Genomic DNA, 19214 nt, shown 5'->3' with positions numbered 1-19214 from the left:
AACATGAATAAAGTATTAGCGATTGTTGGGCCTACTGCGGTTGGCAAAACAAGTTTATCTTTAACACTAGCTAAAAAATTTGATGGTGAAATTATTTCCGGTGATTCCATGCAAGTTTATCAGGAGCTAAATATTGGGACGGCTAAAATTTCCAAGCAGGATCAACAGGGGGTTGCCCATCATTTAATTGATATTTGTAAAATTGATCAGCGCTTTTCAGTTTCAGATTTCAAAAAGCAAGCAGCTGAACAGATTAAACAAATCACTTCTAGAGGACATTTACCAATTATAGTTGGTGGAACTGGCTTTTATTTGCAAGCTCTGTTAGAAGATCTCTCCTTGGGAAATGATACCTATGACTCGAGTGAGAAGACACGAAATAAGTGGCATGAGTATGCGAAGAGCCATTCTCAAAAGGAGTTATGGAGAAAATTAAATGCCATTGACCCCAAGGCTGCGGAAAAAATTCCCGTCACTAACGAAGTAAGAGTGGTTCGGGCACTCGAAGTTTTTGATAAAACTGGTCACTTATTTTCGGAACAAAATGACGATAGTAAAACAATTTATGATGCGTTATTGATTGGTCTCAATACAGATCGGAAGTTGCTGTATAAGCGGATTAATCAGCGTGTAGATTTAATGGTAGCTGATGGCTTGGAAGATGAAGCAAAGTGGTTGTACGGGCAAGGTGGACAGGATCTGCCGGCTGGGAAAGGAATCGGGTATCGAGAATGGTATCCTTATTTTGAAAATCACCTTTCTAAAGAACTTGTGATTGAAAAAGTTAAACAAAATTCTCGCCATTATGCCAAGCGGCAATTAACATGGTTTCGAAATAAAATGGATGTAAATTGGTTTGATATCATTCGGCAACCGGATGAAGAACAGCAAATTATTTTAAAGATTCAAAAATGGGTTAGGAGAAATGAACGATGAAATGGACAGATGGTTTAGACGGTAAATTAGTTGAGTTAGTGCAAGAGGTTGATCAACAGATTGCACCTAAATTGGCGGAAATTGATGAACAAGTACTTTTTAATCAGAAAAAAGTTTTGGATGCTTTTCGAAAAGAAAAGATTTCTGAAGAAGAACTAAATGGTTCAACGGGATATGGCTATGATGATAGCGGACGGGATGCTTTAGATGCGGTTTATGCGGACGTGTTCAAAACAGAAGATGCAATGGTCCGACCACAAATTATTTCTGGAACGCATGCGATCAGTACAGCATTGTGGGGGATGCTTCGACCTGGAGATAAGCTATTATATGTAACTGGCATGCCCTATGATACGGTTCAAGAAGTTATTGGTCTAACGGGTAAGAAAAATTCCGGATCTCTTAAAGACTTTAATATTAAGTTTGATTATGCCGATCTTGATGCGGAGGGGCATTTTTCTGAAACTAATGTTCAAAAGAAATTATCCAGCGATGTTAAGGTTGTAGCCATTCAACGTTCAAGAGGTTATGCAACTCGGGAAAGTTTTACGGTCGCTCAGATTGCAGACATGATTCGATTCATTAAATTGCTCAAACCAGACGTTAAAATTTTTATTGATAATTGTTATGGCGAATTTTCTGAAATTAGTGAACCTACTGAATTTGGTGCCGATGTGATGGCCGGGTCTCTTATTAAGAATGCAGGCGGTGGTCTGGCCAAGACTGGTGGCTACATTGTTGGTAAAAAAGATTTGATTGAACAAATCGGGAATCGTTTAACAACTCCTGGATCAGGGAAAGATGAGGGTGCTACCCTAAATACATTAGAGAGTATGTTTCAAGGATTCTTTCAGGCACCAAATGTAACGGGAGAGGCAATTAAGGGTGCCATATTTGAAAGTGCTATTCTTGAAAAATGTGGGCTAAATGTCAGTCCTAAATGGAATGCACCACGCACAGATTTAATTCAAACCGTTAATTTTGGCAAACCGGATTCAATGGTCAAGTTTGCCGAAACAGTCCAACATTATTCACCAATTAATTCATATGTGGATCCAGTTCCAAGTGAAATGGGAGGTTATGATGACAAGATTATTATGGCTGCCGGTACGTTTGTTCAGGGTGCTAGTGTTGAGTTTTCTGCAGATGGTCCAATTCGTCCACCATACACTTTGTACATCCAAGGCGGTTTGACTTATGCGCATGTGAAAATTGCAATTACAGAAGCTGTTTCAACTTTATTCTTTTAAACAAGCGTCTCATGTCATATCTTGTGACATGAGACGTTGACTTTAATTGGCTGCATTGATAGAATGAACTTGTTTTTGAAAGGAGGGGTGTCATGATGGAAAAACAACTCCAACGATCACGAGCAGTTTTACCGATCGGAACAGTCATGAAGTTGACAACTTTGAGTGCACGGCAGATTCGTTATTATGAAACACAGGGATTAATAAAACCTGCGCGTAATGAAGGTAATCGCCGTCAGTTTTCATTAATTGATGTAGATCGCTTACTTGATATTAAAGGCTATCTTGACGAGGGCTTTAATATGACTGAAATTAAGCGTGTTTATGAAAAACAAGCCAAACATCAACAAAAAGAGCGTAAAGCATTAGAAAAACCAGTAACTGATGAAGATGTTCGTCAAGTATTACAACATGAATTTTTATCAATTGCAGGATTAAATCATGGAAGTGAACCAAGTTTTCCATCTGATGACCTTTCCAAAAAATAAGAATAGGAGCGATATACATGGCAAAGCAACAATATACCAAAGATGAAATCCGCAAGATGGCAAAAGAGGAAAATGTTCGATTTTTAAGATTGATGTTTACCGATTTATTTGGGATTATTAAAAACGTTGAGGTGCCAGTTAGTCAGCTAGATAAATTGCTTGATAACAAATTAATGTTTGATGGTTCTTCAATCGATGGCTTTGTGCGCATTGAAGAAAGTGATATGTATCTTTATCCTGATCTTTCAACTTGGATGGTTTTTCCGTGGGGAAATGAACATGGAAAAATTGCTCGTGTCATTTGTGAAGTTTATACGCCAGATGGTGAACCCTTCGAAGGTGATCCTCGGAATAACCTAATTCGTGTTTTAAAAGAAATGCGTGAAGCAGGATACACGGATTTTAATATTGGGCCAGAGCCTGAATTCTTCTTGTTTAAGTTAGATCCAGAAACCGGGAAACCAACTACTAATTTAAACGATAAAGGTAGTTACTTTGATTTGGCGCCAATGGATCTTGGTGAAAATTGTCGTCGTGATATCGTTCTAGAACTTGAAAACATGGGCTTCGACGTGGAAGCTTCTCATCATGAAGTTGCGCCTGGTCAACATGAAATTGATTTCAAGTATGCAGATGCTTTAGCAGCTGCAGATAATATTCAAACGTTTAAACTGGTTGTGAAGACGGTAGCTCGTAAATATAATTTGCATGCCACCTTCATGCCAAAGCCACTGGATGGTATTAATGGCTCAGGGATGCATTTAAACATGTCTCTTTTCCATAATAAGGGCAATGCTTTTTATGATGAAAAGAATGACTTGCAGTTATCTCAGGAAGCTTATTGGTTCTTAGGAGGATTATTAAAACATGCTCGGAGCTTTACCGCTGTTTGTGATCCAATTGTGAACTCCTATAAACGTTTGGTACCTGGATTTGAAGCCCCAGTATACGTGGCTTGGTCAGGTAGTAACCGTTCGCCATTAATTCGAGTCCCAAGCAGTCGTGGGTTGTCCACTCGCCTCGAATTAAGGAGTGTTGATCCTAGTGCTAATCCTTATCTGGCAATTGCAACTGTTCTAGAAGCTGGTTTGGATGGAATCCGTAACAAGATTGAACCACCTAAGTCAATTGATCGTAATATTTATCGGATGGATGAGACTGAGCGAAAAGCAAATCATATTGATGACTTACCATCTACATTGCATAATGCTTTAAAGGCTTTCGAGGCTGATGATGTGATGGAAAAGGCTTTAGGAACACATATTTATCAGAGCTTTTTGGAAGCTAAGCGATTAGAATGGGCCTCTTATCGACAAGAAGTTACACAATGGGAACGAGATCAATATTTGGAACAGTACTAATCTGATTAGAGAATATATAATGATCAATTGCCAAGACTTAATTGTCTGGCAATTGATCATTTTTTTAAACTTTTTAAAAATTTATCATGAGTTTTAAACCTTTTTTAGTCATGATCAGATTTATCTGTTAAAATTTAGTAAGGAATAAGAAAAATCCTTTGTTGATTCCTCAGTTATTTGTTACATTAGAGGTAATCAATAATGTAGGGGATACTTACAAAATTAGGAGCGATACACATGAGTGATGAAGAAAACACGATTGAATCTCAAGAACAGCCAAACGCAAAGTTAAAACAGAGTCTTTCAGGTAAAATCGCTTATTTGAATGCGTTACAAGACGCAGTTGATCAACAAGATGATCGGTTAACATATGAATTACTAGATCCAGAACGTTATCATACTGAAATTTCAAGTACCAATGAAGCGGCAAAAAGTGGTTATTTCAGTTTGGTGGATGATGTACGAAGTCAAATTGCTCATTATTTGAGCTATCAATTAATTGACTACTTAGCTGAAATTTATCCATTCTTTTACTACCGAGAAATTGCTGAAGGAGAATTCAAAATTCTTTTCGGTAATTGGTGGGATCGTCGTGAATTTGGGTATTTAGATGTTTTAAATCTTGAATTTCAATTTGATAAGGACGAGTATCAAAAGTTATCTGGAACTTTCCAGTTGGATGCCAACAACAAACATTTGAATACAGAAAACATTGCTAAAATTTCAGAAGAAAACAAGCAATTAGAAACGTTACTTAGCAATCAGGATCAACGTGATTCACGTAAGGCACAGTTACGTGATCAATTGGCGGACACGAGTTCTAACAGTTCATTTTGGGAAAGCGGCAAGGTCAAAGAAGAACGCCAGGCGCTTAAAGATGAATTAACTAAGTTAACTGAAGAGGATCAAAAGGCTGCCGATGCTCGAAATACAATGAAGAGTAATGAAGATCGAATTTTGGCTCTTTCAAAAGAAGACACAATCTTAAGTTACGAAAAACAAGCAATCAAACAGGCTTTTGGAAGTTTTGAGTCGTTTACTAACCATTCCAAAAAACTATATTCTGATTATTTAACAAGCTTGATTGGAAAGGAAAAGGTGCGTGCTGATGAGTAATGAATCTTTGAATCCTTCAAGTTTGACGACAAATGGTCGATTAGTTGCATATAGTGATTCTCTAAAAGCTGGTTTGCAACATGGAATTGAGTTTACCAAGTTATTTGATCAGTTGACTAATACCAAGGATGCCAATGAGCTTTTGGCCGCTTCCACGGCTTTATTTGACTTTCAGATGGATACTGACTATGTTGTTTATCCTCACAAATATGATGCGAATGATTATTACCTCATTTTTATGAGTCGGTTGTTAGAATTGCATGATGATAAAGATGCCGTCCTAAATTCTCGTGAGGATAATCTTAAGGCTGATACTCTTTTTCAGACTTTTCCAAGTATTGATGATTCGGAAGAGTTCCATTTTGAGCAACGACCAAATCAGGATGGTGCTTTTTATGTGGAACAAAATAGTCACCAAGTTATTTTTTCTTTGAACTTAAGAGAAAAAACAATGTACTTTAATTCGGACACCATTACAAAGCTCTTTATCACAGAGTGGAGTGGCAAATCAGATAACGAGGCCGTAACAAATGCGGTTGATTTGTTCATTCAATTTGGAAAATACCTGGTGGCTGATTTTGGGTTTAATGTTGATTTCAATATGTTAGATGCTTCTAATGATAAAAAGTATGTGCTTGCTAAAACTGATTTATCTGAACAGATTATGGATAAATTATTTGTGGCTACAGCAGATAACAATTTAATGTTGCAAAATATGGATGCTGTTCAAGGGGCTTTCTTGGACCTGGGCAATCAAATTATCTTTAGTCTGTATAAAGAAGTAGCTGCTGATGGTAGTGGTCATTGGGTGATTACAGTTCAGGATCCTGCCGAGAAGTATTCTCTTTTTGAAATATTTAATCAATTTGCATTTTTGAAGAAGTGGTTCTTGGACAATCTTGATGAATTACAAATCGGTTCAAAAATGTCTTAAGAGTAGGTGGAAAAATTGTTGGATATTCCTAAAATGATGCAATCTTCTATTCAATTAGACAGAAGCATTGCCGAGGAAAAGGGACTGACACTTAGTTGGCCTGCACGAATTAAAAATACTTTACTTTCTTTAGATGTTGAACTTTCGGAAGTTGCCAATACTTCTGAATGGTTTAAAGTTTGGAAAGCGCACAAAGGCAAACATGACGAAGGAAAAACAATTCGTGAAACGTTGTTAGTTGAGTATGTGGATGCGATTGATTTCTTTTTACTGTTTGCCAGTCAAAAGCAATGGGTTGAAAATGTTGATCTGACCCCAGAACAATTCCAAAAACTAGAAACTAGTTCGGTAAAATTAGATTTAACGGATACCTATTTGGCAATTAAATCTATGTTGTTCAGTAGTTTTGTAAGTAACCGACCGGATAACTTTCGGCATGCTTGGCATTTGTATTTAAAAATGGGCATGGCGGGTTTTGGTTTTTCTGCTGACGAAATTGAAAGGGCTTTTGATCAGAAGAATAAAATCAATTATCAACGACAAGAAAATAATTACTAATGAATCAAACAAAAAAGAGACCCCATGAGGTCTCTTTTTGTCTGTGTACTTCATTATATTTCTACAATACAATCGCTTAATTAATTGTTCTTAATGGTTTTATGTTTTGAGCGTGGCTGAGATTGTGGAAACAAAGAATCCCAATCGTTTATCACTTGAACAATAACCGCAAAAATAAAAATAATAAGAATGATCATCAATGGTCCCATAGAAACGCCTCCATTCGAATTTTACATTCTCATTATGACAATGTTACAGTAATGTTTCAAATGATATGCTCACGGGTTTTACAACCATAATATGTTTGAAAAAAAGAGCAATATTTGTCGTTAGAACTCAAAAGAAGCTGAAAAATTATTTTTCAGCTTCTTTAAATTATGGACAACCTATTGTGTGGTGCCCACATTATTCAATTTTTGTTGAGCCTTAGTATCTTTGATGAATTGGTTATAAACTTTTTTTCGATTTGCAGATTGTTTAGTGATTGGATTTATGATCAAATGAATGACTTTATAAAATTCGGTACTAATTGATCCAGAAAGATCATCATCAAATCCATAATGATTTTGGTAAGCATTCTTAATGATATTTTTAATGCTCTTATCATTAGTAATCAGGAGTTCGCGTAATTTTTTCTTATCTTGTTTAGTCATATTCTTGCTGGCTTCTTTATTCAATTTGTTGACAGCTGAATAAATATTTTGGGCCGTCTCTGGTTTTTCAGAATCAAATTTTTCTAGAGATTTCAATAGCTGATTGACATATTTTTTATCAGTCTGTACTTGATTATATTTTTCAGAACTAATGACGACCGTGCCATACACTTTGTTACGGCTACATCCGGTTAAAAATAATCCTAGGATGAGAAAGGGAATTAACCAGTAAATTTTCTTTTTCATTTCATCAACTTCCTTCGTTCTTGCTATCCCTATGATACCTAAAAATGATGCAGAATGAAAGCATTTACTTAATACTTCCGTCGAATTAATCAAATTAATGGTAGGTTAGTAGTTTACTTATGGTCAGAGTAAAACACGGTTACGGTATTGACGAACTTTTTTTTTTAACTTATAATCAAAAGCGCGGACCGGTAGCTCAGCTGGATAGAGCATCCGCCTTCTAAGCGGAGGGTCGTGAGTTCGAACCTCACCCGGTTCATTGGAAAACCGTGGATACAGTTATTAAAATCAAGAATACCAATGTAATGGCATTCTTGATTTTTTGTTTTGCAAAAAATTACTGTTTGCAAATCTTTGTTTCACGAAAAAGGCTTTGATTAAATTTTGGTTTAAATATAGGGGAGAAAAGATGAAGAAGCGAAAGATAAATTGGTTGGTGGCGATTATCGTTATTGTCGCGTCACTATTTGGTGTTAATCAACGACAAATTGGCCAGTACGTTAGCCAATACAACAGTCACGAAACCAGCTTACCCACCAAACAAACAACTGTACAAAATGTTGCAGATAAGAATTTAAGTCAATTAACTTTTAAAAGTGGATCAGCATCATATTTGGAGGTCAATCACAACAAAAGTACTTTGGCAGTTTCTAGCTGGAAACAAAACAAGATTGATTATGGTAATTTGGATAATCTGAATCGTACGACTACAGCAATTGGGTATCTTGAACGCAGAAATTTAGTGCGTTCAGATACACGTAGTGCCCAGAGATGGCAGCCAACAGGATGGCATCAAAAAACAGTGTCCTTTGGAGACAGAAAAATTGAAATTTTGAATCGCGGACATTTGCTAGCCTATTCAGTCACTGGAAAAATTGATGATGAGGGAAAATATGATGAAAACGCCTTAGGCTCAATAGACAATCCCAAAAATTTGGCGACACAAACTGAATTTAGTAATCAACGGACGATGCAACTCTTTGAACAAAGAGTTCGTGAGGCGTTAAAAGCGGATAAAAAAGTGATATATAAAGTTACCACAGTTTTTAAAGGTCGTGGTCTGATGCCACTTGGGTATCATCTACAAGCACTATCAACTGACCAATCATTAAACTTTAACGTTTTTGTTTGGAATGTCGAACCTGGGGTTAAATTTGACTACAAAACTGGACGATCCAAATTGGATTCATCGATGAAAGTAAGTGAATAAAGACACCTTTAAAATGTGTATCAAGTTGTTAAACACGGACATCCAACCAGTTTGCCATTTACAGGAAATGAGGAATAATTTTGGAAATTTCGCAGATAACTACCTTTAAGAATGAGCACTATGAATTATTATTAATTGCAGATCCCAATCGAAAACTAGTGGCACACTATCTTGAACACAGCGTTGGGTTTCAAATGATAGAAGAGGGAAAACTGGTGGGAGTCTTAGTGTTAACCCCAATTAACCAAACACAAATCGAGCTGAAAAATATTTCAATTGCTACAAAACTTCAACATCAAGGGAAGGCTCAATTTTTTATTCAATTTGCGCTTAAATATGCTAAACAAAAGAACTATCAAGAAATGCTGGTTGCTACTGGATCAACAAGTTTTGTGCAATTATACCTTTACCAAAAGATGGGATTTCGTTGTTTTGAAGTCAAAACAAATTTCTTTACCGATAATTATGCGGACCCCATTTTTGAAAACGGGCTTCAATTGCATGATATGCTAATGCTTCGACAGAAACTTTGAGTTAAAAAGCTAATTTTTTGTTTTTTTATTAAAAGTACCGTAGAATCAAGTTCTGAATGGATTTTAAATTAGGAGCAAAGAACATGTCTAGTGAATTAGATCCTCGAATTATGAAAACAAAACAGCAGTTAAAAAGGGCCTTGATCAAGCTGTTATCTAAACAAAGTACGCAAAGCTTGAGTATTCAACAAATTACAGAAACAGCAGAGATTACGCGCGGAACTTTTTATCTGCACTACCATGATAAACAAGACTTTATTCAGACTATAGTGAATGATTTTGTTACGGATTTTTTTCAATGTGCCTTAGTGGACGCTAAAAGTTCTCTAAACGAAAAGATGGTCGTTTCAGAGCATACAGTTCGCGCTTTTTCACTGGGAAAAGGTTTTAAATATATGGCAGATAACTATCAGGTTTTCATGGTGTTATTCGGTCTAGTGGGTGAAAACAATTTCACCGAAAAAATAAAACTTGGTTTTCATCATTATTTGGATACTTTTTTTGAATCCTTGGAATTGAAGGAAAATTTACAATCGGCAAATATCAAGGTGGAGGCTGATTTTGTGATTGCCGGATTGCTGGGGATTATGCAAGAGTGGTTATCAGGTGGTGGGGTGTATTCTCCCCGCTTTGTCAGCAATAAGATGTATAATTTAATTCGTACTAAAAGTACGGTTGTTATTGGGGTAAGTGATTTTTTTGTTAAATGAACTAAGATTTGACTTTTTCCTGGTATTTTGATATTATTGTAATGTTGTATTTGTGGCTTCCACAGCTACAACCGCACGGCTCGAGTTTTTAAGTTCTATTTTAGACACTTTTAGCTGGCGAGTATTAGAAATGAGGAGGTGCACACTGTGTACGCAATTATTGAAACTGGTGGTAAACAACTTAAGGTTGAAGAAGGTCAATCCATTTTTGTTGAGAAATTAAACGTTAACGAAGGTGACAAGGTTACTTTTGACCAAGTTCTTTTCGTTGGTGGTGAATCAACAAAGATCGGTACACCAACTGTTGATGGCGCAACTGTTAATGGTACTGTTGAAAAACAAGGCAAAGACAAGAAAGTAACAACTTTCAAGTACAAAGCTAAGAAGAACCAACATTCCAAAAAAGGTCATCGTCAACCATACACAAAGGTTACGATCGACGCAATCAACGCTTAATTTTGAGGATTTTCGATGATAAAAGTGACAATTAAGCTAAGTTCACAAACTGGTGTTGAACAATTTAAAATGATTGGTCACGCTGATTCCGGTCCATATGGACAAGATATTGTTTGTGCGGCTGCTTCAGTACTGGCGATCAATACGATCAATAGTGTGGAACAGGTTGCTGGCGTAAAACCAGAAACGAAGATGGATGAGGAAAATGGTGGCCTTTTGTCTGCTAGTTTTCCAGTGATTCAAAATCGAGATCGGCTTTTACAAATGCAGGCAATTTTAAAAAGCTTTGTTATTGGAATGCAAGATATTTCTCAGAATTATTCACAATTTATAAAAATAAACATTCAAGATTAATATTCGGAGGTGTAAAGCTATGTTAATGAATTTACAATTCTTCAGTCATCATAAAGGTGGAGGTTCCACTTCTAATGGTCGTGATTCAGCAGGCCGTCGTCTTGGAACAAAGCGTGCCGATGGTCAGCCAGTTAAGGGTGGCATGATTATCTACCGTCAACGTGGAACTCATATTTATCCTGGTACAAATGTCGGTCGTGGAAATGATGATACATTATTTGCATTGACTGATGGTGTTGTCCGTTTTGAACGTAAAGGACGTGACAAACGTCAGGTTTCTGTTTATCCCGCAGCAGATGCAGAATAGTTTTAATGTGAGGAGCCAGAACACATAAGTTGTTCTGGTTCTTTTTTTGTCAAAATGCTTTAAAATAAATGTAACCCGTTTAACTTAGCTTGCTTTTAGGCTACTGGTATTGCTATAGTTAGGTGTAAAGAATTTTGGAGGTAAAAAAATGATTTCAACTTCAGATTTTAAAAATGGTTTAACAATTCAGGTTGATGGTGGAATTTGGCGTATTGTGGAATTTCAACATGTAAAACCTGGTAAGGGAAGCGCGTTTGTTCGAACAAAGTTAAAGAATTTACGAACAGATGCGGTTCAAGAAAAGACGTTCCGTGCTGGTGAAAAAATGGAACAAGCTATCATCGAAACTAAAAAAATGCAATATCTGTATAATGATGGTGACAATTTTGTGTTTATGGATAATAATACTTATGAGCAACTAGAAATTCCTGCAGAAAATCTTTCTGAAGAAAAAAATTATTTAGTTGAAAACATGGAAGTTAGTGTCATTATGTTCGGTGATGAAACTTTGGGAGTAGATTTGCCAAATACCGTTAATTTAAAGGTGACTGATACAGAACCAGGAATCCGTGGTGATACGGCTACTGGTGGATCTAAACCAGCAACTTTGGAAACGGGTTTAACGGTTCAAGTTCCGTTTTTTGTTAATGAAGATGATGTGTTGATTATTAACACAACTGATGGGACTTACGTTTCCCGAGCTTAATTTTAGCAGGAGGTTTATAAAATGGCAGAAGATAAATATTTAGCGCTGGCGGAACATAAACCAACACTTGGGGAGATTAAAATTGCTCCCGAGGTTGTTTCAATTATTGCTGGAATTTCTGTTGAAGAAGTTCAGGGCGTTCATTTAAGTAGCAGTGGTTTAAGTGAGAGTGTCACTTCATTTCTTACTAGAAACACAAAGGGCCAGGGCGTTAAACTTGGTTTAAGTGATGGCAAGTTACGTGTTGATGTGTATGTTTACCTTGATTATGGGACATCTGTTCCTGAAATTGCTAAGAAAGTTCAAAGTAAAGTAAATCAACAACTTTTATTTATGACTGAACTTGAAGTAACTGAGGTTAACATTCATGTGGAAGGAATTATTCCTGCCAAATCAACATCCACTGTGGACCCAGATGATATTTTTGCGGAAAATGATGGTGATGAAAAGTGAGTTTAAATCGACATCAAATCCGAGAGGCTGCTTTTCAAGTTTTGTTTGCATTGAGCAGCAATTCAGACGCCTCTCATGATGATTTATATCATCAAGTATTAGAAAGCTACCATGACACCTCAGAAGACGTTCCAACCTATCTTGTGCAACTTGTCGATGGTGTGACGACCCATCATCAAGAGTTGGATGAAGAAATTAGCAAGTTTTTAAAAAAGACTTGGTCGGTTGAACGTTTAGCAAGAACAGATCATCTTATCTTACAAATTGCTTTTTTTGAAATCAATTATGTGGAGGATGTCCCAGATAAGGTCGCAGTTAATGAAGCTCTTGAGCTAGCTAAGAAATATGCTGATGAAACAGCAAAAAACTTTATTAATGGCGTTCTTTCAAGCAAATTGGGATAGAATTTCTAAAATTTATAGTTTTGCAGAAATGAATTTTGAAGAAGTTATCCATTATAAATAATTTAAGTGAGCCAGAAAAAACAAATAGTTTTTTCTGGTTTTTTCGTATTTTCTAATATGCTAAACTATAGAGGTAAGTCATACATACAAGAGAGGTAATTTTATGGCAACTATTATGGATGGTAAAGCACTTGCAGCTGAAATTGACAAAACAACAACTGTTAGGATTCAACGTTTGGCTGACCAAGGAATTATTCCTGGACTAGTTGTCATTTTAGTGGGTGACGATCCGGCTAGTAAAATTTATGTACGTAATAAAGAGCGTCGAGCAAAAAAAATGAAAATCAACTCGATTGTTCGCAATCTTCCGGATACAATTTCAGAAGCAGATCTCATAAAGATTATTCAAACATATAACGAAAATCCAACAATTCATGCAATTCTTGTCCAGTTGCCTTTGCCTGCACATATTAACGAATTTAATGTGACAAATGCGATAGCACCTGAAAAGGATGCAGATGGGTTTCATCCAACAAACATTGGCAAGTTAGTGATAAATCATACTGAGAAAACACCAATTGCTTGTACTCCCCAGGGTATAATGTCTATTTTCAATGCGTATCATATTGATTTAGATGGCAAAAAAGCAGTTGTAGTTGGTAGAAGTACAATCGTGGGTAAGCCGATGGCAGCACTTTTGGTTAATGCCAATGCGACGGTCACAGTGGCACACAGTCATACTCATAATTTGTCTCAATTAACGCGAGAAGCGGACATTCTGGTTGTAGCCGTGGGCATTGCCAAATATATTAAGGAAGCAGATGTGAAGTCGGGTGCAGTCGTAATTGATGTCGGCATGGACCGAGATGTAAATGGAAAGCTAGTTGGTGATGTGGATTTTGCTGAAGTTGAAAGAAAGGCTTCTTACATCACACCAGTACCAAAAGGAGTGGGGCCAATGACCATTACAACCCTAATTTCTCAAACCGTTGCATTAGCTGAATGGAGTAGTGAGAAAAATGGATAAAGAAAATTATCTAACGGTGACCGCTTTAACACAGTATATAAAACGTAAATTTGATGTTGATCCGTATTTAGGCCGTGTTTATTTGGTTGGTGAAATTTCCAATTTACGGATTCGTCCGCATGCGCACCAATATTTCAGTTTGAAAGATGATCATGCAAAAATTAATGCCATTATGTTTAAATCGGCATTTGAAAAAGTGAAATTTACGCCTGAAACCGGGATGAAAGTTTTAGTTACTGGAAGGCTATCTGTCTACGAGGCAAGCGGAAGCTATCAAATTTATATTGACAGTATGCAACCTGATGGGGTGGGTGCACTATATCAAGCATACGAACAGCTAAAGACGAAGTTAAGTGCCGAAGGATTATTTACGGCTCCAAAACAACCTCTAGTTCGATTCCCAAAAAGAATTGCCGTTATTACCAGTCCTTCTGGCGCTGTTATCCGGGATATTATAACCACGACACGTAGACGGTTCCCTATTACCCAATTGGTCTTGTTTCCTGCTCAAGTGCAGGGTACGGAAGCTGCAAAAGAGATAACAACGCGCATTCAACAAGTCAATGCACTTGGTAGTTTTGATACCATTATTTTAGGACGTGGCGGCGGTTCGATTGAGGATTTGTGGCCATTTAACGAAGAACAAGTTGCGAGGGCAATTTTTGCAAGTAAAATTCCAATTATTTCTTCAGTTGGACATGAAACGGACACAACGATTGCAGATTTGGTTGCCGATGTCAGGGCTGCAACGCCCACTGCGGCAGCTGAATTAGCTACACCGGTGCTCAGTGAAGAAATTTTGTATTTATCACAGCGCCGAACACGCATTTTTAATGCCTTTATGAATTTGTTAAAAAAAGATCGCCAAAGTTTGAATCGACTGGATCAATCCTATGTTTTTCAAGATCCTCGCCGGTTGTATGAAGGATATGTACAAAATCTTGATTATTTGAACGAAAGACTAAAGCAAAATATGACTGCCACTTTAAATTTTTACCAAAATCAGTTAAATAAAAGTCAGCAAACTTTGTTTTTGAATTCACCAGCAAATCGTATTCAGCAAGAACAACAGACAGTTACAAATTTAAAAACAAGACTAAATAGAGGAATTCAGGCACTGTTTACGACTAAGTCCACTGAACTAAAGCATTCAATTTCTGCGTTAGACTACTTAAGCCCATTGAAGATTATGAGTCGTGGATATAGTTATGTGACTCGGCAGGGAAAGGTTGTCAAAAAAGCCTCGGAATTGAAATCTGATACGGAAATCGAATTACATTTGAGTGATGGTACGGCCAAGGCTAAAGTAACTGAAATAGAACAAGGAGGACAAAAAAATGACTGAAAAACCTACTTTTGAAGAAAACTTAAAATCTTTAGACGAGATTGTGACCAATTTAGAAAAGGGTGATGTGCCCCTTGAAAAGGCACTAAACGAATTTAAGCGGGGCGTTGTCTTGAGTAAGGATTTACAAGACACTTTGCAAAACGCAGAAAAAACGTTAACCAAAATGATGGATGAAGATGGTCAAGAAGTTCCGTTCGAAGCATCAGATGATACAACTGAAGGCACAAATAAATAATGATCGAAAATGTGGAAACGCAAGCATTTATTCAAAAATACACTAAGGTCTTGAACCAGTTTTTAAAAGAACATTTGCCGGATAGCGTGACAAATTTAAGTTTAAGCGAGTCTATGCAGTATTCAGTTTTTGCAGGCGGAAAAAGACTACGGCCATTATTGCTATTAGCAATGCTACAAGTTAGTGGAACTGCCATTGATACCAATAGTGTCCAAGTTGCCGCTGCGCTGGAGCTTTTACACACATATTCTTTAATTCATGATGATTTACCAGCAATGGATAACGATGATTTGCGTAGAGGGCTGCCCACTAATCATAAAAAATATGGTGAGGCACTGGCTATCCTAGCCGGCGATGGGCTGTTAACGTTAGCTTTCGAGTGGATAGCGACCACCAAATTTAGTCCAAAAGTTGTGAGCCAGCTAACTTATGCATTGGCCCATGCAGCAGGCCCTGCAGGGATGGTTGCTGGTCAAGCTACTGACGTGTTGGGTGAAGGCAAGCAATTGTCATTTATGCAATTAAAGCAATTGCATAAGCAAAAGACGGGGGCTTTAATTACCTATACTGCACAAGCCGCTAATATTATCGCAACGACAAGTTCAATAAATCAGAAATACTTAGTTACGTTTGCTGAAAATTTTGGACTAGCTTTTCAAATATATGATGATTTAGAGGATGTTTTGAGTTCAGAAAAAGCTATGGGAAAAGCTGTTCACAAGGATGCTGAAGAGCATAAAAATACGTATCCAAGCATTCGCGGACTGACACAAAGCAAGAAAGATTTAATGCAGTGTGTTATGAATTGTCGAGAAGCACTTAACAAATTGCAACATAATGGGAATTCAACGAATTTATTGCAAGGCTTCTTAGAGTATTTTCAATTAAACGAGGAAGAAAAATGAAAAAAGAACGGGTTGATGTATTATTAGTATCACAGGGACTGTTTGATACACGCGAGCAAGCTAAACGTGCTGTGATGGCTGGCGAAATCCTAGGAGAAAATGAAGAGCGATTGGATAAACCTGGTAGTAAAATATTGGTTGATACTGAGCTACATTTTAAAGGGAAAAAGATGCCATATGTCAGTCGCGGAGGATTGAAACTTGAAAAAGCACTCAAAGTGTTTCACATTAGTGTGCAGGACAAGGTAGTTTTGGACATTGGTTCTTCAACTGGTGGATTTACAGATGTGATGCTTCAGAACGGTGCTAAATTAAGTTATGCGCTTGACGTGGGAACCAATCAGTTAGTTTGGAAATTACGCGAAGACCCCCGTGTGGTTGTTATGGAAAACACTAATTTTAGATATTCTCAATTGGACGACTTCACTCATGGTCAACCGGAATTTGCGTCAATTGACGTTTCTTTTATTTCGTTGAAACTAATTTTACCACCATTAAAAAATATTATTAAAGCAAATGGCAGTGTCGTTGCTTTGATCAAACCACAATTTGAAGCAGGAAAAGATAAGGTAGGCAAACACGGAATTATTCGTGATCCCAAAACTCATGAGGAAGTCTTAAAAAACACACTTGGTATGGCAGTTGAAAGTGGGTACAATGTTGTGGGGCTAGATTTTTCTCCGATTAAGGGTGGCGAAGGAAATATTGAGTTTTTGACCCATTTGGTTGCGACTAATGGTGAGGCTAAGATTGCGAAATCTGTTTCAATTTCTAAAACTTTAGAGTCTGCCTATGCGCAATTGAATCACGCAACAAAAGAGAAATAAAAGAGGTCGTGCCAAATGAAAAAAAGTGAACGCCAGAAGCATATTCAAAAAATCCTAATTGACAATGATGTTCAAAAGCAAGAAGATTTGGTAACTTTTTTAAGAGAGAGTGGAATTGAAGTCACGCAGGCAACAGTTTCGCGTGATATCCGCGACATGCAGTTAATTAAGTTACCTTCGAAAAATGGTGGCTATCATTACGCTTTGCCACCAAAAAAAGATGAAGATATTAAACTAAAGTTGGGAACTACACTTCAACAGTCGTTGCGAAAGATGACCAGTAATGCAACTTTTATTTTTTTGGCGGTTCAGCCAGGGAGTGGTCCTGCCATAGCTAGTTTGCTAAATCAACTAAATAGTAGTGATGTTTTAGGTGCCATTAGTGATGATGGCTCAGTGTTGGTCGTGACGACTAGTGTAGAAGGCGTAGGTACCATTAAACAATTAATTTCAGAAATGCTAACGAATTGAGTCGAGCAATTAAATAGGTTGAGGTGAAAACATGCTGCAGGAATTATCAATTCGAAACTTTGCAATTATTGAAAAATTGAATATTGAATTTAATTCTGGAATGACCGTTTTGACTGGTGAAACAGGTGCAGGAAAATCGATTATTATTGATGCTGTTGGATTGCTTGCAGGCGGTCGCGGATCGGTTGATTTTATCCGTAAGGGGACTAAAAAGGCTGTTTTGCAAGGTATGTTTAGTATGGATAAAAATCCTGATACCTTGGCGTTATTAGACCAATATGGAATTGAACATGCGGATCCGACTTTAATTTTACAAAGAGAGATTCAAGCAAGTGGTCGTAATGTGTGTCGAATTAACGGTTCTTTAGTTAACACAACCATTCTAAAAAAAATCGGTGAAACCCTCATTGATATTCATGGGCAAAATGAGCATCAAGAACTAATGCAGCCTGAGAAACATTTGGGTATGCTGGATGAGTTCGTACGTAATGGTATCCAACCTCTTTTAAAACAGTATCAGCAAAAGTACGAACATTTCCAAAATTTAAAACAAAAATTTAATCGCAAAAAGGCTAACGAAAAGGAATGGGCACAAAGAGTTGATATGCTTCGCTTTCAAGTTAAAGAAATTGAAGATGCTAATCTGCAGGTTGGTGAAGAAGAACAACTTAATTCTCAAAAGGAACTTTTAGAAAACTTCCAAAAAATTAGCACGGCCCTTCAAACTGCACAGTTAGCTTTGGAAAATGAGGAGTCTGCTGGGGCAATTGATAGTACCGGTGAAGCGATGAATGCTTTGCGTGATATTGAAAATATTGATGATAAATATAAAAACATCTCAAATATTATTTCCTCAGCTTATTATCAGTTACAAGATGCCACAAGTGATATTAGTGGTGAGCTGGAAAATATGGAGTGGGATGAAGGCAAGCTAGACCAGGTAGAAAAACGGTTAGAAGAGATTTATCAACTTAAAAAGAAATATGGCGATAATATTCAACAAATTTTAGCTTATGATCAAAAAGCTTCTGAGGAACTTCATAGCATGGTTGATTCAGAATCTGATGAAGACCAAATGGAATCTCAATTAGAGACGATTCAAGAACAGCTCAAAAAAATTGCCCTTCAATTATCGACAACTCGTAAACAAGCAGCAAGTAAGTTACAGGTTGCAGTTCATGACCAACTAAAACAACTGTATATGGATAAGGCCGAATTTGAAGTGCACTTCGATGAATCTGCTGGTTTGAAATTTAAATCGACTGGAATTGACAATGTTGAGTTTTATCTGCGAACCAATCCCGGCGAGTCTATGGGGCCGTTGTCTAGGATCGCATCTGGTGGAGAGCTTTCTCGAATTATGTTGGCGTTGAAGACAATTTTTGCAAAATCACAGGGTGTTACTAGCATTATCTTTGATGAAGTAGATACAGGTGTTAGTGGCCGGGTTGCGCAAGCTATTGCTGAGAAAATCAAGCTTATTGCAAGTTACTCGCAGGTTTTATGTATCACCCATTTGCCACAAGTGGCCGCAGAAGCAGATCATCAATTCTTTGTCTCAAAGGCAGTAAAAGGTGGCCGTACAGAAACAAAATTGAGTGACTTGAATGAAAACGGTCGGGTACAAGAGTTGGCCAGAATGTTGGCAGGTAGTACAGTTACAAAATTAAGTATTCAACATGCAAAAGAGCTTCTTAAGATGGCCCATACATCTTAGAAAACTCTT

At 37.2% G+C, this 19214-nt stretch carries 24 protein-coding genes, 1 tRNA gene and 1 other annotated feature; of the genes, 24 read left to right on the top strand and 1 reads right to left on the bottom strand.

All coding sequences use genetic code 11. The annotated features are described in order from the left end of the window. Nucleotides 1–3: 3 nt before the first annotated feature. The 7 genes from miaA (at nucleotide 4) to AB3217_RS06290 (ending at nucleotide 6643) form a co-directional block, all read left to right on the top strand. Complete coding sequence (miaA, locus tag AB3217_RS06320; protein WP_260274386.1) at nucleotides 4–936, top strand: tRNA (adenosine(37)-N6)-dimethylallyltransferase MiaA; 933 nt, start codon at nucleotides 4–6, stop codon at nucleotides 934–936. Continuing rightward, the gene (locus AB3217_RS06315; RefSeq protein WP_260274388.1) at nucleotides 933–2186 is read left to right on the top strand and encodes a methionine gamma-lyase family protein; all 1254 of its coding nucleotides are present in this window, start codon (nucleotides 933–935) and stop codon (nucleotides 2184–2186) included. The genes miaA and AB3217_RS06315 overlap by 4 nt, the downstream gene beginning before the upstream one ends. A 92-nt stretch (nucleotides 2187–2278) precedes the next feature. Then, the gene (locus AB3217_RS06310; protein WP_260267618.1) at nucleotides 2279–2674 is read left to right on the top strand and encodes a MerR family transcriptional regulator; all 396 of its coding nucleotides are present in this window, start codon (nucleotides 2279–2281) and stop codon (nucleotides 2672–2674) included. A gap of 17 nt (nucleotides 2675–2691) precedes the next feature. Further along, the gene (locus AB3217_RS06305; protein ID WP_367365826.1) at nucleotides 2692–4035 is read left to right on the top strand and encodes a glutamine synthetase family protein; all 1344 of its coding nucleotides are present in this window, start codon (nucleotides 2692–2694) and stop codon (nucleotides 4033–4035) included. A 237-nt stretch (nucleotides 4036–4272) separates the two neighbouring features. Further along, entirely contained in the window at nucleotides 4273–5151 is an 879-nt protein-coding gene (locus AB3217_RS06300) for an exonuclease SbcC (RefSeq protein WP_068807390.1), read from the top strand. Then, complete coding sequence (locus AB3217_RS06295; protein WP_068807385.1) at nucleotides 5144–6085, top strand: hypothetical protein; 942 nt, start codon at nucleotides 5144–5146, stop codon at nucleotides 6083–6085. Before AB3217_RS06300 ends, AB3217_RS06295 begins: the two co-directional genes overlap by 8 nt. An 18-nt stretch (nucleotides 6086–6103) precedes the next feature. Then, on the top strand, nucleotides 6104–6643 hold the full coding sequence (locus AB3217_RS06290) for a dUTP diphosphatase (RefSeq protein WP_068807382.1): 540 nt from the start codon (nucleotides 6104–6106) through the stop codon (nucleotides 6641–6643). A 386-nt stretch (nucleotides 6644–7029) separates the two neighbouring features. Here the strand turns inward: AB3217_RS06290 and AB3217_RS06285 are convergent, their stop codons facing one another. Next, on the bottom strand, nucleotides 7030–7542 hold the full coding sequence (locus AB3217_RS06285) for a hypothetical protein (protein WP_367365825.1): 513 nt from the start codon (nucleotides 7540–7542) through the stop codon (nucleotides 7030–7032). A 185-nt stretch (nucleotides 7543–7727) separates the two neighbouring features. Between AB3217_RS06285 and AB3217_RS06280 the strand changes: the two genes are divergently transcribed. The 17 genes from AB3217_RS06280 (at nucleotide 7728) to recN (ending at nucleotide 19205) form a co-directional block, all read left to right on the top strand. Beyond that, nucleotides 7728–7801, top strand: a tRNA-Arg gene (locus AB3217_RS06280). Between the two features lie 150 nt (nucleotides 7802–7951). Further along, entirely contained in the window at nucleotides 7952–8752 is an 801-nt protein-coding gene (locus AB3217_RS06275) for a DNA/RNA non-specific endonuclease (RefSeq protein ID WP_057783464.1), read from the top strand. 80 nt (nucleotides 8753–8832) lie between these two features. Beyond that, on the top strand, nucleotides 8833–9285 hold the full coding sequence (locus AB3217_RS06270) for a GNAT family N-acetyltransferase (protein ID WP_367365824.1): 453 nt from the start codon (nucleotides 8833–8835) through the stop codon (nucleotides 9283–9285). A gap of 83 nt (nucleotides 9286–9368) precedes the next feature. Next, nucleotides 9369–9995, top strand: coding sequence for a TetR/AcrR family transcriptional regulator (locus tag AB3217_RS06265; RefSeq protein WP_367365823.1), 627 nt, complete (start codon nucleotides 9369–9371; stop codon nucleotides 9993–9995). Between the two features lie 59 nt (nucleotides 9996–10054). Further along, nucleotides 10055–10130, top strand: a sequence feature (ribosomal protein L21 leader region). Between the two features lie 12 nt (nucleotides 10131–10142). After that, nucleotides 10143–10451, top strand: a complete 309-nt coding sequence (rplU, locus tag AB3217_RS06260) for a 50S ribosomal protein L21 (RefSeq protein WP_057783470.1) — start codon at nucleotides 10143–10145, stop codon at nucleotides 10449–10451. Between the two features lie 15 nt (nucleotides 10452–10466). Next, on the top strand, nucleotides 10467–10805 hold the full coding sequence (locus AB3217_RS06255; protein WP_057783472.1) for a ribosomal-processing cysteine protease Prp: 339 nt from the start codon (nucleotides 10467–10469) through the stop codon (nucleotides 10803–10805). 19 nt (nucleotides 10806–10824) lie between these two features. Next, nucleotides 10825–11112, top strand: coding sequence for a 50S ribosomal protein L27 (gene rpmA, locus AB3217_RS06250; protein WP_057772564.1), 288 nt, complete (start codon nucleotides 10825–10827; stop codon nucleotides 11110–11112). 148 nt (nucleotides 11113–11260) lie between these two features. After that, nucleotides 11261–11818 carry an elongation factor P gene (gene efp / locus AB3217_RS06245; RefSeq protein ID WP_057783474.1) on the top strand — a complete coding sequence of 186 codons (558 nt, stop codon included), beginning with the start codon at nucleotides 11261–11263 and terminating at the stop codon, nucleotides 11816–11818. A gap of 21 nt (nucleotides 11819–11839) precedes the next feature. Next, nucleotides 11840–12271: an Asp23/Gls24 family envelope stress response protein gene (locus tag AB3217_RS06240; RefSeq protein ID WP_057783476.1), complete on the top strand. Its 432-nt coding sequence runs from the start codon at nucleotides 11840–11842 to the stop codon at nucleotides 12269–12271. Further along, on the top strand, nucleotides 12268–12675 hold the full coding sequence (gene nusB, locus AB3217_RS06235) for a transcription antitermination factor NusB (RefSeq protein WP_057783479.1): 408 nt from the start codon (nucleotides 12268–12270) through the stop codon (nucleotides 12673–12675). Before AB3217_RS06240 ends, nusB begins: the two co-directional genes overlap by 4 nt. A gap of 163 nt (nucleotides 12676–12838) precedes the next feature. Next, complete coding sequence (locus AB3217_RS06230; RefSeq protein WP_367365822.1) at nucleotides 12839–13702, top strand: bifunctional 5,10-methylenetetrahydrofolate dehydrogenase/5,10-methenyltetrahydrofolate cyclohydrolase; 864 nt, start codon at nucleotides 12839–12841, stop codon at nucleotides 13700–13702. Further along, entirely contained in the window at nucleotides 13695–15047 is a 1353-nt protein-coding gene (gene xseA / locus AB3217_RS06225; protein WP_068807373.1) for an exodeoxyribonuclease VII large subunit, read from the top strand. The genes AB3217_RS06230 and xseA overlap by 8 nt, the downstream gene beginning before the upstream one ends. Then, nucleotides 15040–15285: an exodeoxyribonuclease VII small subunit gene (locus AB3217_RS06220; protein WP_068807370.1), complete on the top strand. Its 246-nt coding sequence runs from the start codon at nucleotides 15040–15042 to the stop codon at nucleotides 15283–15285. Before xseA ends, AB3217_RS06220 begins: the two co-directional genes overlap by 8 nt. Continuing rightward, nucleotides 15285–16190: a polyprenyl synthetase family protein gene (locus AB3217_RS06215; protein ID WP_057783486.1), complete on the top strand. Its 906-nt coding sequence runs from the start codon at nucleotides 15285–15287 to the stop codon at nucleotides 16188–16190. The genes AB3217_RS06220 and AB3217_RS06215 overlap by 1 nt, the downstream gene beginning before the upstream one ends. Beyond that, nucleotides 16187–17017 (top strand): TlyA family RNA methyltransferase, encoded by an 831-nt coding sequence (locus tag AB3217_RS06210; protein ID WP_367365821.1) that lies wholly within the window; start codon nucleotides 16187–16189, stop codon nucleotides 17015–17017. The genes AB3217_RS06215 and AB3217_RS06210 overlap by 4 nt, the downstream gene beginning before the upstream one ends. 15 nt (nucleotides 17018–17032) lie before the next feature. Further along, the gene (locus tag AB3217_RS06205; protein ID WP_068807368.1) at nucleotides 17033–17488 is read left to right on the top strand and encodes an arginine repressor; all 456 of its coding nucleotides are present in this window, start codon (nucleotides 17033–17035) and stop codon (nucleotides 17486–17488) included. Between the two features lie 31 nt (nucleotides 17489–17519). Continuing rightward, a complete protein-coding gene (gene recN / locus AB3217_RS06200) occupies nucleotides 17520–19205 on the top strand; it encodes a DNA repair protein RecN (protein WP_367365820.1) in 1686 nt (561 codons plus the stop codon). Nucleotides 19206–19214 lie beyond the last annotated feature (9 nt).

It is taken from the genome of Pediococcus parvulus, assembly GCF_964063155.1.
Lineage (GTDB): Bacteria > Bacillota > Bacilli > Lactobacillales > Lactobacillaceae > Pediococcus > Pediococcus parvulus.
This window is presented reverse-complemented; position numbering and strand designations above follow the sequence as displayed.

Bases quoted from the DNA above. Each gene is read 5' to 3' on its own strand.
- AB3217_RS06240 (WP_057783476.1), top strand. From the start codon at position 11,840: ATGGCAGAAGATAAATATTTAGCGCTGGCGGAACATAAACCAACACTT.
- AB3217_RS06295 (WP_068807385.1), top strand. From the start codon at position 5,144: ATGAGTAATGAATCTTTGAATCCTTCAAGTTTGACGACAAATGGTCGA.
- AB3217_RS06310 (WP_260267618.1), top strand. From the start codon at position 2,279: ATGATGGAAAAACAACTCCAACGATCACGAGCAGTTTTACCGATCGGA.
- AB3217_RS06230 (WP_367365822.1), top strand. From the start codon at position 12,839: ATGGCAACTATTATGGATGGTAAAGCACTTGCAGCTGAAATTGACAAA.
- recN (WP_367365820.1), top strand. From the start codon at position 17,520: ATGCTGCAGGAATTATCAATTCGAAACTTTGCAATTATTGAAAAATTG.
- AB3217_RS06275 (WP_057783464.1), top strand. From the start codon at position 7,952: ATGAAGAAGCGAAAGATAAATTGGTTGGTGGCGATTATCGTTATTGTC.
- xseA (WP_068807373.1), top strand. From the start codon at position 13,695: ATGGATAAAGAAAATTATCTAACGGTGACCGCTTTAACACAGTATATA.
- rpmA (WP_057772564.1), top strand. From the start codon at position 10,825: ATGTTAATGAATTTACAATTCTTCAGTCATCATAAAGGTGGAGGTTCC.
- miaA (WP_260274386.1), top strand. From the start codon at position 4: ATGAATAAAGTATTAGCGATTGTTGGGCCTACTGCGGTTGGCAAAACA.
- AB3217_RS06215 (WP_057783486.1), top strand. From the start codon at position 15,285: ATGATCGAAAATGTGGAAACGCAAGCATTTATTCAAAAATACACTAAG.
- AB3217_RS06305 (WP_367365826.1), top strand. From the start codon at position 2,692: ATGGCAAAGCAACAATATACCAAAGATGAAATCCGCAAGATGGCAAAA.
- AB3217_RS06205 (WP_068807368.1), top strand. From the start codon at position 17,033: ATGAAAAAAAGTGAACGCCAGAAGCATATTCAAAAAATCCTAATTGAC.
- efp (WP_057783474.1), top strand. From the start codon at position 11,261: ATGATTTCAACTTCAGATTTTAAAAATGGTTTAACAATTCAGGTTGAT.
- AB3217_RS06220 (WP_068807370.1), top strand. From the start codon at position 15,040: ATGACTGAAAAACCTACTTTTGAAGAAAACTTAAAATCTTTAGACGAG.
- AB3217_RS06210 (WP_367365821.1), top strand. From the start codon at position 16,187: ATGAAAAAAGAACGGGTTGATGTATTATTAGTATCACAGGGACTGTTT.
- AB3217_RS06255 (WP_057783472.1), top strand. From the start codon at position 10,467: ATGATAAAAGTGACAATTAAGCTAAGTTCACAAACTGGTGTTGAACAA.
- AB3217_RS06300 (WP_068807390.1), top strand. From the start codon at position 4,273: ATGAGTGATGAAGAAAACACGATTGAATCTCAAGAACAGCCAAACGCA.
- AB3217_RS06265 (WP_367365823.1), top strand. From the start codon at position 9,369: ATGTCTAGTGAATTAGATCCTCGAATTATGAAAACAAAACAGCAGTTA.
- AB3217_RS06285 (WP_367365825.1), bottom strand. From the start codon at position 7,542: ATGAAAAAGAAAATTTACTGGTTAATTCCCTTTCTCATCCTAGGATTA.
- AB3217_RS06315 (WP_260274388.1), top strand. From the start codon at position 933: ATGAAATGGACAGATGGTTTAGACGGTAAATTAGTTGAGTTAGTGCAA.